Here is a 15,706-nt window from a genome sequence, read left to right as displayed (position 1 = left end):
GCAGGCAGCGGGCATAAAGCCCCGCTGCCGATTCACGTCGTGTTATTCGGTTTCCAGATCGATATCGATACCGAGCGAACGGATCTCTTTGATCAACACGTTGAAGGACTCGGGCATGCCCGGCTCCATGCGGTGATCGCCATCCACGATGTTCTTGTACATCTTGGTACGGCCGTTCACGTCGTCCGACTTGACGGTCAACATTTCCTGCAGGGTGTAGGCGGCGCCGTAAGCTTCCAGAGCCCAGACCTCCATCTCCCCGAAGCGCTGACCACCGAACTGCGCCTTACCACCCAGCGGCTGCTGAGTAACCAGGCTGTAGGAACCCGTGGAACGCGCGTGCATCTTGTCGTCCACCAGGTGGTTCAGTTTCAGCATGTACATGTAACCAACAGTGGTCGTACGTTCGAACTGATTGCCGGTACGCCCGTCGATAAGCTGCATCTGACCGCTTTCTGGCAGATCTGCCAGTTTCAGCATGGCCTTGATTTCGCTTTCCTTGGCGCCGTCGAACACCGGCGTCGCCATTGGCACGCCGCCACGCAGGTTCTTCGCCAGATCCAGAATTTCCTGATCCGAGAAAGTGTCCAGCTGTTCGTTGCGACCGCCGATCTCGTTGTAGATCTCGTGCAGGAACTTACGCAGCTCAGCGACCTTGCGTTGCTCTTCGAGCATACGGTTGATCTTCTCGCCCAACCCTTTGGCCGCGAGGCCCAGGTGGGTTTCGAGGATCTGACCGACGTTCATACGCGACGGTACGCCCAGCGGGTTCAGAACGATGTCGACCGGCGTGCCATGCACGTCATGCGGCATGTCTTCGACCGGCATGATCACCGAGACCACACCCTTGTTACCGTGACGACCGGCCATCTTGTCACCCGGCTGGATGCGACGACGGATTGCCAGGTAGACCTTGACGATCTTCAGTACGCCTGGAGCCAGGTCATCGCCCTGCTGCAGCTTGCGCTTTTTGTCTTCGAACTTGTCGTCGAGCAGCTGACGGCGGTCGGAGATGTAGGCCTGAGCCTTTTCCAACTGCTCGTTCAGTGCATCTTCAGCCATGCGCAGCTTGAACCACTGGCCACGCTCCAGACCGTCGAGCACTTCGTCAGTGATCGCAGCACCTTTCTTCAGGCCAGCGCCGCCTTCGGCGACCTTGCCAACCAGAGCGGCACGCAGACGCTCGAAGGTCGCGCCTTCGACGATGCGGAACTCTTCGTTCAGATCCTTACGGATCTCGTCCAGCTGGCTCTTCTCGATCGACAGAGCACGAGCATCACGCTCGACGCCGTCACGGGTGAAGACCTGTACGTCGATAACAGTACCTTTGGTGCCGGTTGGCACGCGCAGGGAGGTGTCTTTAACGTCGCTGGCCTTCTCACCGAAGATCGCACGCAGCAGCTTCTCTTCTGGCGTCAGCTGGGTTTCGCCCTTCGGCGTTACCTTGCCAACCAGAATGTCGCCAGGGCCAACTTCAGCACCAACGTAGACGATACCGGCTTCGTCGAGCTTGTTCAGTGCAGCTTCACCGACGTTCGGGATGTCCGCAGAGATTTCCTCTGGGCCGAGCTTGGTATCACGCGCCACACAGGTCAGTTCCTGGATGTGGATCGTGGTGAAGCGGTCTTCCTGAACCACGCGCTCGGAGAGCAGGATGGAGTCTTCGAAGTTGTAACCGTTCCACGGCATGAACGCGACGCGCATGTTCTGACCCAGCGCCAGTTCACCCATGTCGGTGGACGGGCCGTCAGCCATGATGTCGCTACGCACAACCACATCACCTTTCTTCACCAGCGGACGCTGGTTGATGCAGGTGTTCTGGTTGGAGCGGGTGTATTTGGTCAGGTTGTAGATGTCTACACCGGCTTCACCCGTTTCGACTTCATCGTTGGCAACGCGAACCACGATACGGCTGGCATCGACGGAGTCGATCACGCCACCGCGGCGAGCCACGACGCAAACGCCCGAGTCGCGCGCTACGTTGCGCTCCATGCCAGTACCAACCAGCGGCTTATCAGCACGCAGGGTGGGTACAGCCTGACGCTGCATGTTGGAACCCATCAACGCACGGTTGGCGTCATCGTGTTCCAGGAACGGGATCAGCGACGCTGCAACCGAAACAACCTGCTTCGGCGAAACGTCCATCAAGGTAACGTCTTCCGGCGCCTTGACGGTGAACTCGTTCAGGTGACGAACAGCTACCAGCTCGTCGATCAGTTGACCCTTGTCATTCAGGGTCGCCGATGCCTGGGCGATAACGTGATCGGCCTCTTCGATAGCCGACAGGAAGACGATTTCATCGGTGACCTTGCCTTCCTGAACAACGCGGTATGGGCTTTCCAGGAAGCCATACTGGTTGGTGCGGGCATACGCCGCCAGGGAGTTGATCAGACCGATGTTCGGACCTTCCGGCGTTTCAATCGGGCACACACGGCCGTAATGGGTCGGGTGTACGTCGCGGACTTCGAAGCCTGCGCGCTCACGGGTCAGACCGCCCGGGCCGAGTGCAGATACACGGCGCTTGTGGGTGATCTCGGAAAGCGGGTTGTTCTGGTCCATGAACTGGGAAAGCTGGCTGGAACCGAAGAACTCTTTCACCGCTGCCGCAACCGGCTTGGCGTTGATCAGATCCTGCGGCATCAGGCCTTCGCTTTCGGCCATCGACAGACGCTCTTTGACCGCACGCTCAACACGTACCAGGCCAACGCGGAACTGATTCTCGGCCATCTCACCGACGCAACGTACACGGCGGTTACCCAGGTGGTCGATGTCATCGACGATGCCCTTGCCGTTACGGATGTCGACCAGAGTCTTCAGAACGGCAACGATGTCTTCTTTGCACAACACGCCCGAACCTTCGATCTCGGTACGACCGATACGACGGTTGAACTTCATGCGACCAACAGCGGAAAGGTCGTACCGCTCTGGGCTGAAGAACAGGTTGTTGAACAACGTTTCAGCAGCATCCTTGGTAGGCGGCTCGCCTGGACGCATCATGCGATAGATCTCGACCAGCGCTTCCAGCTGATTGGTGGTGCTATCGATCTTCAGCGTGTCGCTGATGAACGGACCACAGTCGATGTCGTTGGTGTACAGCGTCTCGATGCGGACAACCTGAGCCTTGGCGATCTTGGCCAGCAGCTCGACCGACAGCTCGGTGTTGCACTCGCAGAGGATTTCACCGGTAGCCGGGTGCACGATCGCCTTGGCGCTGGTGCGGCCGATCAGGTAGTCGAACGGTACGTCCAGCTCCTTGATACCGGCTTTGTCCAACTGGTTAATGTGGCGAGCGGTAATACGACGACCTTGCTCAACAATCACCTTGCCGGCGCCGTCCAGAATGTCCTGGCTGGCGATTTCACCACGCAGACGATGCGGGACGAGCTCCAGGCTCAGGCCTTCACCTTTGACGTGGAAAACGTTGGTGGTATAGAAGGCATCAAGCACTTCTTCAGTGCTGTAGCCCAGCGCGCGCAGCAGAACCGAAGCCGGCAGCTTGCGGCGGCGGTCGATACGTACGAATACCGCATCCTTAGGATCGAACTCGAAGTCCAACCAGGAACCGCGGTAAGGAATGATGCGAGCGGAATACAGCAGCTTGCCCGAGCTGTGAGTCTTGCCACGGTCGTGGTCGAAGAACACACCTGGGGAACGGTGCAGCTGGGAAACGATCACTCGCTCGGTACCGTTGATAACGAAGGTACCGTTCTCGGTCATGAGCGGAATTTCGCCCATGTACACTTCCTGCTCCTTGATGTCCTTGATCGCTTTGTTCGACGATTCTTTGTCGAAAATGATCAGGCGCACTTTCACACGCAGCGGGACAGCATAGGTCACACCGCGCAGCGTGCATTCCTTGACATCGAACGCCGGCTCGCCGAGACGATAACCGACGTATTCCAGAGCAGCGTTGCCGGAGTAGCTGATGATCGGAAATACAGATTTGAAGGCCGCATGCAGGCCGATGTCGCGGAACTGTTCCTTGCTCGCGCCTTGCTGCAGGAATTCGCGGTACGAATCCAGCTGAATGGCCAGGAGGTAAGGCACATCCATGACATCCGGCAACTTGCTAAAGTCCTTGCGGATACGTTTTTTCTCAGTATATGAGTAAGCCATCAGCGTTCCCCAGCTTGGTCACCTGCTTATTTGGCTTCTCCGACGGGAGCAGCCAGAAACTCGTGCAAACCCTAGGTTTGCTCCACCTCGTTGGTGGGTCTTTCACGTTCCAAGCCTGGGCTATCGAAGAGCCGAGTTAGAACGGAAAAAGGCCGGTGGCAAGAGCCACCAGCCGTCAGCCTTGTGCGATTCGCGCGGGCTGTAGACGCAATGTCGTCGCTTACTTGAGCTCGACTTTGGCGCCTGCTTCTTCCAGAGCTTTTTTGGCAGCTTCGGCTTCGTCTTTCGACACGCCTTCTTTGACCACGCCAGGAGCGCCGTCAACAACTGCTTTAGCTTCTTTCAGACCCAGACCGGTCAGTTCGCGAACAGCCTTGATGACGTTCACTTTCTTCTCGCCAGCTTCGGTCAGAATGACGTTGAACTCGGTTTGCTCTTCAGCAACAGCAGCAACAGCAGCTGGGCCAGCGGAAGCAGCAGCGGCAGTAACGCCAAACTTCTCTTCCATTGCTTTGATCAGTTCAACAACTTCCAGAACGGTTTTCTGGCCGATTGCTTCGATGATGTCTTCGTTAGACAGAGCCATGACTCTAATTCCTGTATTGGGGGACAGCCTTCGCGACCGTCAAATTAAACAAATAGCGTGAGAAAGAATGGCGTGCCTTAAGCGGCGGCGGCTTCTTTCTGATCGCGAACGGCCGCCAAAGTACGAGCCAGTTTGCTGGTAGCGCCTTGAATCACGCTCATCAGCTGGGAAATGGCTTCGTCATAAGTCGGCAGAGTTGCCAGTACGTCGATCTGATTGGCTGCGAGGAACTGACCCTCGAACGCAGCTGCCTTGATCTCGAACTTGTCCTGACCCTTAGCGAACTCTTTGAAGATACGGGCAGCAGCACCCGGATGTTCGTTGGAGAAAGCAATCAGGGTCGGGCCTTTGAACACGTCGTTGAGCACATCATATTGAGTGCCTTCAACAGCGCGGCGCAGCAGGGTATTACGTACAACACGTACGTACACACCAGATGCGCGGGCCTCTTTACGGAGTCCGGTCATAGCGCTTACGGTCACGCCGCGGGCATCAGCCACAACAGCAGACAGGGCAGCTTTGGCAGCCTCGTTGACTTCAGCGACGATGGCCTTCTTGTCTTCGAGTTTAATTGCCACGGGTTTACTCCTGGATGTTACCGTTTCGCCCGACCAAGGTCGGACGGCGTTTTGGTGTCTGATTCGGTAAGAATCGGGAGCACCATCTGCGTAGGGTTGAAGATTGCTCTTCGGGTTTGAGGCTAGCGCCCCCTACGGTCTTGGATAGCCCCCGCCAGGCAGGGAATACCCAATTTTTTCGCTGCAGGCGCACTACATGCGCCTGCAGTCATTCATTAAGCGTCCAGCGAACCTTGGTCAATCACCAGACCCGGGCCCATAGTGGTGCTCAGGGTCACGCGCTTGACGTAGATGCCTTTCGAGGTCGAAGGCTTCAGGCGCTTCAGGTCGGCCAGCAGTGCTTCCACGTTCTGTTTCAGCTTGTCGGCTTCAAAGCCAACCTTGCCAACGGAGCTATGGATGATGCCGTTCTTGTCAGTACGGAAACGCACCTGACCAGCCTTGGCATTCTTGACTGCAGTAGCAACGTCCGGAGTCACAGTGCCGACTTTCGGGTTAGGCATCAGGCCGCGCGGGCCGAGAACCTGGCCCAACTGGCCAACAACGCGCATGGCATCCGGAGAGGCGATGACCACGTCATAGTTCAGGTCGCCGGCTTTCATTTCAGCAGCCAGATCGTCCATGCCTACACGGTCAGCGCCGGCAGCCAGAGCAGCTTCAGCGCCCGGGCCCTGGGTGAACACGGCAACGCGAACGCTTTTGCCAGTGCCGTTCGGCAGCACTGTAGCGCCACGAACAACCTGATCTGATTTACGCGGATCAACACCGAGGTTGATAGCGATATCAACGGACTCGGAGAACTTGACAGCGGAGATTTCAGCCAGCAGAGCAGCAGCTTCGACGAAGCTGTAAGCCTTGCCCGGCTCTACTTTGGCCGCGATAGCCTTTTGGCGCTTAGTCAGCTTAGCCATTACACACCCTCCACGTTGAGGCCCATGCTACGAGCAGAACCGGCGATAGTACGCACGGCTGCATCCATATCAGCTGCAGTCAGATCAGCCTGCTTGGTCTTGGCGATCTCTTCGAGCTGGGCACGAGTAACGGTACCGACCTTGACGGTATTCGGACGAGCCGAACCGCTGGTCAGACCGGCTGCTTTTTTCAGCAGCACGGAAGCTGGGGTGCTCTTAGTTTCAAAGGTGAAGCTACGGTCGCTGTAAACAGTGATGATCACTGGAGTCGGCAGACCAGGTTCCATGCCCTGAGTCTTGGCGTTGAACGCCTTGCAGAATTCCATGATATTCACGCCGTGCTGACCCAGAGCCGGGCCGACGGGTGGCGACGGGTTGGCCTGAGCGGCCTTTACTTGCAGCTTGATATAAGCCGTGATTTTCTTAGCCATTAGCTACTCCAGTTACGGGTTCTAGCGCCTCGCGGCTCCCCGGTTATTGCCTGTTTATCCCAGTGACAACAAAACCCCGCAGTCTATGACTGCGGGGTATGGGATGCGGTTGTCAGTTACGACTTCTCGACCTGACTAAACTCCAGCTCGACCGGTGTTGAACGACCAAAAATGGTCACTGCCACCTGGATACGGCTTTTCTCGTAATTCACTTCTTCGACGACGCCACTGAAATCAGCAAACGGGCCATCGACCACACGAACCATCTCGCCCGGTTCGAACAAGGTTTTTGGCTTCGGCTTGTCACCATTATCGGCAACACGACGCAGAATAGCGTCAGCTTCTTTTTCAGTGATAGGCGCAGGCTTATCGGCAGTACCACCAATGAACCCCATGACGCGCGGGGTATCTTTGATCAAGTGCCAGGTAGCCTCGTTCATTTCCATCTGCACTAACACATAACCAGGAAAGAACTTTCGCTCGCTCTTGCGCTTCTGGCCATTACGCATTTCAACCACTTCTTCAGTGGGAACCAGAATCTCGCCGAAATCATCTTCCATTCCGGCGAACTTTACGCGCTCGATCAGCGAACGCATTACATGCTTCTCGTAGCCCGAGTAAGCATGCACAACGTACCAACGCTTAGCCACGGGAAATCCTATTTCAACTTACGATAAACGACACAAGCCAACCGAGGAGCGAATCGAGCCCCCACAACATCAAAGCCATGACAAGCACGACTAGGACGACGATCAGCGTGGTTTGCGTGGTTTCCTGACGACTTGGCCAGACAACCTTGCGAATCTCGACGCGGGCTTCTTTGACCAGGGCAAAAAACGCCTGACCCTTGGCCGTCTGCAGGGCAACAGCAGCAGCAGCTACCGCCAGAACCAGCAATGCAACGACACGGTACAGAATCGGTTCACCAGAGAAGTACTGATTACCGACCACCCCTACAACCACAAGCAGGGCCGCCACAATCCACTTAAGCAGATCGAAGCGAGAGTCTTTGGCTTCAGACTTAACATTCATGAACAAGGATCCTGTGAGAAGACACGCCAAATTCACTAGAAAATGGCAGGTCAGGAGGGAATCGAACCCCCAACCTACGGTTTTGGAGACCGTCGCTCTGCCAATTGAGCTACTGACCTAATACAAAATCAGGCCGACCATTATGCCGGCCCGACGGGGACAGATCAAACGATTATTCGATGATCTTTGCTACGACGCCGGCGCCGACGGTACGACCGCCTTCACGAATGGCGAAACGCAGACCTTCTTCCATTGCGATGGTTTTGATCAGAGTGACAGTCATCTGGATGTTGTCACCTGGCATTACCATTTCAACGCCTTCCGGCAGTTCGCAGTTACCAGTCACGTCAGTAGTACGGAAGTAGAACTGAGGACGATAGCCTTTGAAGAACGGAGTATGACGGCCGCCTTCTTCTTTGCTCAGCACATACACTTCTGCAGTGAAGGTAGTGTGCGGCTTAACCGAACCCGGCTTGACCAGAACCTGGCCACGCTCTACGTCGTCACGCTTGGTGCCGCGCAGCAGCACACCGCAGTTCTCGCCAGCACGACCTTCGTCGAGCAGCTTGCGGAACATCTCAACACCAGTACAGGTGGTTTTGACGGTGTCACGCAGACCAACAATTTCCAGCTCTTCCTGGATCTTGATGATGCCACGCTCGATACGGCCAGTTACCACGGTGCCACGACCGGAGATCGAGAACACGTCTTCGATTGGCATCAGGAACGGCTTGTCGATAGCGCGCACTGGATCTGGGATGTAGCTGTCCAGAGTCTCAACCAACTTCTTGACGGCAGTGGTGCCCATCTCGTTGTCGTCTTGACCATTCAGCGCCATCAGAGCCGAACCGATGATGATCGGAGTGTCGTCGCCTGGGAAATCGTAAGCGCTGAGCAGGTCACGCACTTCCATTTCCACCAGCTCCAGCAGCTCGGCGTCGTCAACCATGTCAGCCTTGTTCAGGAAGACAACGATGTACGGAACACCTACCTGACGGGACAGCAGGATGTGCTCGCGAGTCTGCGGCATCGGGCCGTCAGCAGCGGAGCAAACCAGGATAGCGCCGTCCATCTGCGCAGCACCGGTGATCATGTTTTTCACATAGTCAGCGTGACCTGGGCAGTCAACGTGCGCGTAGTGGCGAATCGAAGAGTTGTACTCAACGTGCGCAGTGTTGATGGTGATACCACGAGCCTTCTCTTCCGGCGCGCTGTCGATCTTGTCGAAAGCAACTACGGCGCTACCGAAAACTTCGGAGCAAACGCGAGTCAGAGCGGCGGTCAGCGTGGTTTTACCATGGTCAACGTGACCAATGGTGCCAACGTTGACGTGAGGTTTGCTACGTTCAAATTTTTCTTTAGCCATTTTGACCGTCTCCGCACGAAGTATTCAGCAAGTAATATCGCCATTAAAATAAAGGCAGATACTTTCATATCTGCCTTTATTAAATGGAGCTCATGAGCGGATTCGAACCGCTGACCTCACCCTTACCAAGGGTGTGCTCTACCAACTGAGCTACATGAGCAAACTATGTCGCAAGACCAAAAAAGCTGGAGCGGGCAGCGGGAATCGAACCCGCATCATCAGCTTGGAAGGCTGAGGTTCTACCACTAAACTATGCCCGCATAGCCTATAGCTCATGCTCAAATCTGGTGGAGGGAGAAGGATTCGAACCTTCGAAGTCGTAGACGTCAGATTTACAGTCTGATCCCTTTGGCCGCTCGGGAACCCCTCCATAACGAGGCGGCATTTTCAGTATCTGCCACCCTACTGTCAAGCACTTTCTCATTTAAAAACCTGAGCTTAGCGGCACTGACAGCAACTTCGCAGAATCACCAACTAAGGCGAGCACCCTGCGAAGCGGGCGCCATTCTATGCATTCTATCGAGGGCTTGCAACCCCCTCGCACGGCATTAATTGATGCTGTAAACCGTTGAAGTCCAAAGACAAACGCTCGAGCAACGAATCATCCACCAAACGCCGGCTTTCGGGAGCGATACGCACCCAATGACGGCGGTTGGCTCGCGGCAGTTCACGAAGCAATGGCTCGTAGCCCGAAACACGCAAACGGGAGATCACGCTATCGGCAGAATCATGACGAGGAAAAATACCCAGGGAGATACCATTGGACAGATCCCCCTGCGTAATGATGTAGCTGTCGATCTTGCGCGCCTGCAGCTCTCGCAACTGCCGCAACGATGCCTGACGCGAGGCCATCGGGGGTAGATACACCCAGTAGTCGACAGCCCCGGCAGACTCGACAACCTGCACCTGCGAGCGGATATCCAGACTGAGTAAGCGCTGCTCGACCTGCTCGGCACCCGCGTCCTCCTCAAAACTGCCTAGGAACAAGCACACCGTCTCGCTCGCCGGCGCCTCGTCAACTGCAGGAGCGCGTCGCTGCTGGGGCTCGGATTCGCTCAGCAACTGAATGTCACGCCGACTTTCCTGATAGAGCGACAGCGGAGCGACCTCTTTTGCATGCATTGGCGCCTGCTGTTGATGCCACACATAGTAGAAGGCATTCAGCACCACCAGCAGCATGAAAAACCAGCGCATAACTTACTCCCCCCCAATGGACAAGCGATCGCCAAGCCAACGAACACAAGATCCGGTACCACGCGCGCAGCGGCCACCCACTCGACGGCCAGTGCAGCGTCCCCCCCCGTCAGAAAAACCGTCACGTCATCACCACACTGCTGGCGAGCCAGGTCAAGCTGGGTAGCAACAAAACCGCGCAGCATCAATAAACAGCCGCGCTCTACCGCTTCGGCCGTAGAGTGACCAGGCGTCAAGCTGTGCTGCGCACGCTCCGCAACAGCATCGTCATAACGAATACGTCGTGTATGAGTGCGTAGCTGATTACGCATCAGCGGCATTCCCGGGCAGATGAATCCCCCAAGGTGATTACCAGCTGCATCAATGAAGTCAGATGTGATCGCAGTACCCAGATCAAGTACCAGGCAGGCACGTCGCTCTAAACTATAGGCGCCGACCACCGCAAGCCAGCGATCAAGCCCCAAGCGCTGGTATTCATCATAACCATTGCTCACACCAGCCAAGACCTTCGCAGGCGCAGCAACCACGCAGTCGATACCGAAACGCGCTGTCAGTGCATCTATCAGCTGCCGCGTTTCATCTTCTGTACGCACACTGACAAGACGACAGGAAAACAGCTCCCCTGGAAACCGAGCGTTCAAAGCGTTGAGCAGTTCTTCATCGCTACCGACAACCCCACCCTCAAGCACCCGGGCACCGTCGCCCCTAGGCAACACCCGCCACTTAATAAAGCTATTGCCGCAATCAAGCTCAAGAATCATCACGCAACCTCAAACTGAGCTCACCACCACTGAATACGCGCTCGTTTCCATCAATATCCAGGCGCAACGCGCCGGTGTCATCGACACCTAACACACGCCCTTCCACAACCTGCACGCCTGCGGCGAGCGAAACCGCACGCCCCTGCCATAGGTGGTTAGCCTCCCATTCCTCGCGCAGTGCGGCAAAACCATGCAAACCATGCAATTCCAGGTAACGCTCAAGCTGAGCACCTAGACGACTCAAGAAACTATTGCGATCAATCTGCGCTCCCAGTACCTGACGGATCGACGTCCATGGCTGATCGATAACATCTCGCGCCACTACACGCATATTAATATTGACCCCGATGCCAATGACCACATGACAGACGTCAGCAGGGTCACCAGATAACTCCAACAGTATGCCGGCGATTTTACGGCCGCCCACTAGCAAGTCATTGGGCCATTTAAGGCCAACACCTGAAACACCGGCCTCGCGAATGGTCTGTAGCAGAGCCAGGCCTACAACCAGGCTCAACCCCTCGATCTGACGCATACCGCCAGTAATACGCAGCACTAGACTGTAATAAAGGTTTTCCCCGAACGGGCTGACCCAGTTGCGCCCGCGGCGCCCGCGGCCTGCAGTCTGCTGCTCGGCAACGATCAGGAAAGGAGGCGCAGCTCCAGCCGCCAGACGGCGCATGGCCTCTGCATTGGTGGAGTCGACCTGCTGCAGAAGCGTGATGGGCCAACTCCCCAAGTGGCCAGAGGCGGCACTGACCAATAGAGAAAGCGGCGCCTCGAGGCGATAACCGCGACCACGCACCTTATGGATGCTGAGATCGAACTCAGCCTCAAGCGCCTGCAGCCGCTTCCAGATCGCCGCGCGGCTTACACCAACCGCAGCGCCGAGCTCTTCACCCGAGTGAAACTGACCGTCTTGTAGAAGTCGCAATAAAGGCTGCATGCTAAACCTGCCGTGCAATAAGGTGCGCATGATAGCGACGAGGCTCACCCCTGCCTACCGAGGCCGGAAATGCAATTCCCTCCTTCGGCTCAGAACAGTTACTGGGCACCGATATCAGAATGACTTACTCAGAGCATTACCACGATTGTCGCAGTCGTTACCGATGCTCGTGAGCTTCTCTCAGCCGGGCAATTCTCAGCATGACTGGGACTGATCCAAGCCTGCACTCCTAAGGAGCAAAGAATGAGCAATCCACTCAGCGACTGGATCAGACCGCAGCAATGCTGGCTCAACCAAAGCATTGCCACTATCGCCCGCGAACAAAGGGCTCTCAAAATCCAAGCCTCTCGCGCGCAGGATGGGCTTTGTAGGAGCCGGCTTGCCGGCGAGCAGCGGTTGAGGAGCATCGCCGGCAAGCCAGCTCCTACGTGCGGCCTGTGGCACGCCCTGGATCCCTACCCGCCGCTCCTCTTTCCCGCTTTTCCGGCGCCCAAAAGGACGAAACCCCAGACCTCTGTCGAGATCTGGGGTTTCTAGTAGAAGCTTGACGATGACCTACTCTCACATGGAGAAACTCCACACTACCATCGGCGATGCATCGTTTCACTACTGAGTTCGGGATGGGATCAGGTGGTTCCAACGCTCTATGGTCGTCAAGCAATCTGGTTGGGGAGTCGATGTTTAAGTCGCTTCCCCGAATTGGGTATGTGATATCAGTTGGTATTGCGTGTTCTTTTACAAATTTTCGGCATTACTGTCGACTTCTACCGTCTAACAGCCAAATTGTTTGGGTGTTATATGGTCAAGCCTCACGGGCAATTAGTACTGGTTAGCTCAACGCCTCACAACGCTTACACACCCAGCCTATCAACGTCGTAGTCTTCGACGGCCCTTTAGGGAACTCAAGGTTCCAGTGAGATCTCATCTTGAGGCAAGTTTCCCGCTTAGATGCTTTCAGCGGTTATCTTTCCCGAACATAGCTACCCGGCAATGCCACTGGCGTGACAACCGGAACACCAGAGGTTCGTCCACTCCGGTCCTCTCGTACTAGGAGCAGCCCCTCTCAAATCTCAAACGTCCACGGCAGATAGGGACCGAACTGTCTCACGACGTTCTAAACCCAGCTCGCGTACCACTTTAAATGGCGAACAGCCATACCCTTGGGACCGGCTTCAGCCCCAGGATGTGATGAGCCGACATCGAGGTGCCAAACACCGCCGTCGATATGAACTCTTGGGCGGTATCAGCCTGTTATCCCCGGAGTACCTTTTATCCGTTGAGCGATGGCCCTTCCATACAGAACCACCGGATCACTAAGACCTACTTTCGTACCTGCTCGACGTGTCTGTCTCGCAGTCAAGCGCGCTTTTGCCTTTATACTCTACGACCGATTTCCGACCGGTCTGAGCGCACCTTCGTACTCCTCCGTTACTCTTTAGGAGGAGACCGCCCCAGTCAAACTACCCACCATACACTGTCCTCGATCCGGATAACGGACCAGAGTTAGAACCTCAAGGTTGCCAGGGTGGTATTTCAAGGTTGGCTCCATGAGAACTAGCGTCCCCACTTCAAAGCCTCCCACCTATCCTACACAAGCAAGCTCAAAGTCCAGTGCAAAGCTATAGTAAAGGTTCACGGGGTCTTTCCGTCTAGCCGCGGATACACTGCATCTTCACAGCGATTTCAATTTCACTGAGTCTCGGGTGGAGACAGCGCCGCCATCGTTACGCCATTCGTGCAGGTCGGAACTTACCCGACAAGGAATTTCGCTACCTTAGGACCGTTATAGTTACGGCCGCCGTTTACCGGGGCTTCGATCAAGAGCTTCGCGTTAGCTAACCCCATCAATTAACCTTCCGGCACCGGGCAGGCGTCACACCCTATACGTCCACTTTCGTGTTTGCAGAGTGCTGTGTTTTTAATAAACAGTCGCAGCGGCCTGGTATCTTCGACCGGCATGTGCTTACGGGGTAAACCCTTCACACTCACCGGCGCACCTTCTCCCGAAGTTACGGTGCCATTTTGCCTAGTTCCTTCACCCGAGTTCTCTCAAGCGCCTTGGTATTCTCTACCTAACCACCTGTGTCGGTTTGGGGTACGGTTCCTAATTACCTGAAGCTTAGAAGCTTTTCCTGGAAGCATGGCATCAACCACTTCATCGTCCTAAAGGACAACTCGTCATCAGCTCTCGGCCTTGATCTCCCGGATTTACCTAAGAAATCAGCCTACCACCTTAAACACGGACAACCAACGCCGTGCTGGCCTAGCCTTCTCCGTCCCTCCATCGCAGTAATTAGAAGTACGGGAATATTAACCCGTTTCCCATCGACTACGCATTTCTGCCTCGCCTTAGGGGCCGACTCACCCTGCGTCGATTAACGTTGCGCAGGAAACCTTGGTCTTTCGGCGTGGGAGTTTTTCACTCCCATTGTCGTTACTCATGTCAGCATTCGCACTTCTGATACCTCCAGCAAGCTTCTCAACTCACCTTCACAGGCTTACAGAACGCTCCTCTACCGCTCATCCTAAGATGAACCCGTAGCTTCGGTGTATGGTTTGAGCCCCGTTACATCTTCCGCGCAGGCCGACTCGACTAGTGAGCTATTACGCTTTCTTTAAAGGGTGGCTGCTTCTAAGCCAACCTCCTAGCTGTCTAAGCCTTCCCACATCGTTTCCCACTTAACCATAACTTTGGGACCTTAGCTGACGGTCTGGGTTGTTTCCCTTTTCACGACGGACGTTAGCACCCGCCGTGTGTCTCCCGTGCTGACACTTGCTGGTATTCGGAGTTTGCATCGGTTTGGTAAGTCGGGATGACCCCCTAGCCGAAACAGTGCTCTACCCCCAGCAGTGATACACGAGGCGCTACCTAAATAGCTTTCGAGGAGAACCAGCTATCTCCGAGCTTGATTAGCCTTTCACTCCGATCCACAGGTCATCCGCTAACTTTTCAACGGTAGTCGGTTCGATCCTCCAGTTAGTGTTACCCAACCTTCAACCTGCCCATGGATAGATCGCCCGGTTTCGGGTCTATACCCAGCGACTAAACGCCCTATTAAGACTCGCTTTCGCTACGCCTCCCCTATTCGGTTAAGCTCGCCACTGAATATAAGTCGCTGACCCATTATACAAAAGGTACGCAGTCACCCAACAAAGTAGGCTCCCACTGCTTGTACGCATACGGTTTCAGGATCTATTTCACTCCCCTCTCCGGGGTTCTTTTCGCCTTTCCCTCACGGTACTAGTTCACTATCGGTCAGTCAGTAGTATTTAGCCTTGGAGGATGAATTCCCCCATATTCAGACAAAGTTTCTCGTGCTCCGTCCTACTCGATTTCATTGAAAAGAGATTTTCGTGTACGGGGCTATCACCCACTACGGCGGAACTTTCCAGAACCTTCCACTAATCTCTAATCAACTTAAGGGCTAGTCCCCGTTCGCTCGCCACTACTAAGGGAATCTCGGTTGATTTCTTTTCCTCAGGGTACTTAGATGTTTCAGTTCCCCTGGTTCGCCTCATGCACCTATGTATTCAGTGCATGATACCCAGCTTATGCTAGGTGGGTTCCCCCATTCAGAGATCTCCGGATCAAAGTCTGTTTGCCGACTCCCCGGAGCTTATCGCAGGCTACAACGTCTTTCATCGCCTCTGACTGCCAAGGCATCCACCGTATGCGCTTCTTCACTTGACCATATAACCCCAAGCAATCTGGTTACTGTCTATAACGTGAAGACGACATTCGCCGAAAATTTGCACTTGAGAACAACGCAAATTTTACCTTGACC

Annotated in this window: 11 protein-coding genes, 4 tRNA genes and 2 rRNA genes; all 17 read right to left on the bottom strand. The window is 55.3% G+C overall.

All coding sequences use genetic code 11. From position 1 onward, the window contains the following. Window positions 1-42: 42 nt before the first annotated feature. The 17 genes from rpoB to K5Q02_RS08080 all read right to left on the bottom strand — a co-directional run bounded on the left by rpoB (window position 43) and on the right by K5Q02_RS08080 (window position 15,612). Window positions 43-4,116, bottom strand: a complete 4,074-nt coding sequence (gene rpoB, locus K5Q02_RS08160; protein WP_225838164.1) for a DNA-directed RNA polymerase subunit beta — start codon at window positions 4,114-4,116, stop codon at window positions 43-45. Between the two features lie 220 nt (window positions 4,117-4,336). After that, complete coding sequence (rplL, locus tag K5Q02_RS08155; protein WP_225838162.1) at window positions 4,337-4,702, bottom strand: 50S ribosomal protein L7/L12; 366 nt, start codon at window positions 4,700-4,702, stop codon at window positions 4,337-4,339. Between the two features lie 77 nt (window positions 4,703-4,779). Then, window positions 4,780-5,280: a 50S ribosomal protein L10 gene (rplJ, locus tag K5Q02_RS08150; protein WP_225838159.1), complete on the bottom strand. Its 501-nt coding sequence runs from the start codon at window positions 5,278-5,280 to the stop codon at window positions 4,780-4,782. A 215-nt stretch (window positions 5,281-5,495) separates the two neighbouring features. After that, window positions 5,496-6,191, bottom strand: a complete 696-nt coding sequence (rplA, locus tag K5Q02_RS08145) for a 50S ribosomal protein L1 (RefSeq protein WP_225838157.1) — start codon at window positions 6,189-6,191, stop codon at window positions 5,496-5,498. Continuing rightward, window positions 6,191-6,622: a 50S ribosomal protein L11 gene (gene rplK / locus K5Q02_RS08140; protein WP_025167734.1), complete on the bottom strand. Its 432-nt coding sequence runs from the start codon at window positions 6,620-6,622 to the stop codon at window positions 6,191-6,193. Before rplK ends, rplA begins: the two co-directional genes overlap by 1 nt. A gap of 116 nt (window positions 6,623-6,738) precedes the next feature. Next, window positions 6,739-7,272 carry a transcription termination/antitermination protein NusG gene (gene nusG, locus K5Q02_RS08135; protein ID WP_225838154.1) on the bottom strand — a complete coding sequence of 178 codons (534 nt, stop codon included), beginning with the start codon at window positions 7,270-7,272 and terminating at the stop codon, window positions 6,739-6,741. A 13-nt stretch (window positions 7,273-7,285) separates the two neighbouring features. Continuing rightward, entirely contained in the window at window positions 7,286-7,654 is a 369-nt protein-coding gene (secE, locus tag K5Q02_RS08130) for a preprotein translocase subunit SecE (RefSeq protein ID WP_225838153.1), read from the bottom strand. 43 nt (window positions 7,655-7,697) lie between these two features. After that, window positions 7,698-7,773, bottom strand: a tRNA-Trp gene (locus K5Q02_RS08125). 53 nt (window positions 7,774-7,826) lie between these two features. Next, entirely contained in the window at window positions 7,827-9,020 is a 1,194-nt protein-coding gene (gene tuf / locus K5Q02_RS08120; RefSeq protein ID WP_225838150.1) for an elongation factor Tu, read from the bottom strand. A gap of 84 nt (window positions 9,021-9,104) precedes the next feature. Continuing rightward, window positions 9,105-9,180, bottom strand: a tRNA-Thr gene (locus K5Q02_RS08115). Between the two features lie 26 nt (window positions 9,181-9,206). Continuing rightward, a tRNA-Gly gene (locus K5Q02_RS08110) sits at window positions 9,207-9,280 on the bottom strand. Window positions 9,281-9,305: 25 nt separating this feature from the next. Then, window positions 9,306-9,390: transfer RNA gene (locus tag K5Q02_RS08105), tRNA-Tyr, on the bottom strand. 146 nt (window positions 9,391-9,536) lie between these two features. Next, on the bottom strand, window positions 9,537-10,214 hold the full coding sequence (locus tag K5Q02_RS08100; protein ID WP_225838148.1) for an SPOR domain-containing protein: 678 nt from the start codon (window positions 10,212-10,214) through the stop codon (window positions 9,537-9,539). Further along, entirely contained in the window at window positions 10,181-10,975 is a 795-nt protein-coding gene (locus K5Q02_RS08095; RefSeq protein WP_225838146.1) for a pantothenate kinase, read from the bottom strand. Before K5Q02_RS08095 ends, K5Q02_RS08100 begins: the two co-directional genes overlap by 34 nt. Beyond that, entirely contained in the window at window positions 10,965-11,921 is a 957-nt protein-coding gene (birA, locus tag K5Q02_RS08090) for a bifunctional biotin--[acetyl-CoA-carboxylase] ligase/biotin operon repressor BirA (protein WP_225839620.1), read from the bottom strand. The genes K5Q02_RS08095 and birA overlap by 11 nt, the downstream gene beginning before the upstream one ends. 542 nt (window positions 11,922-12,463) lie before the next feature. Further along, window positions 12,464-12,579: ribosomal RNA gene (gene rrf / locus K5Q02_RS08085) — 5S ribosomal RNA — on the bottom strand. A gap of 140 nt (window positions 12,580-12,719) precedes the next feature. Beyond that, a 23S ribosomal RNA gene (locus K5Q02_RS08080) occupies window positions 12,720-15,612 on the bottom strand. Window positions 15,613-15,706 lie beyond the last annotated feature (94 nt).

The sequence above is a fragment of the Pseudomonas sp. MM211 genome, assembly GCF_020386635.1.
GTDB lineage: Bacteria > Pseudomonadota > Gammaproteobacteria > Pseudomonadales > Pseudomonadaceae > Aquipseudomonas.
The sequence above is the reverse complement of the archived record's forward strand: the minus strand, read 5'-3'. Positions and strand labels throughout refer to the sequence as shown.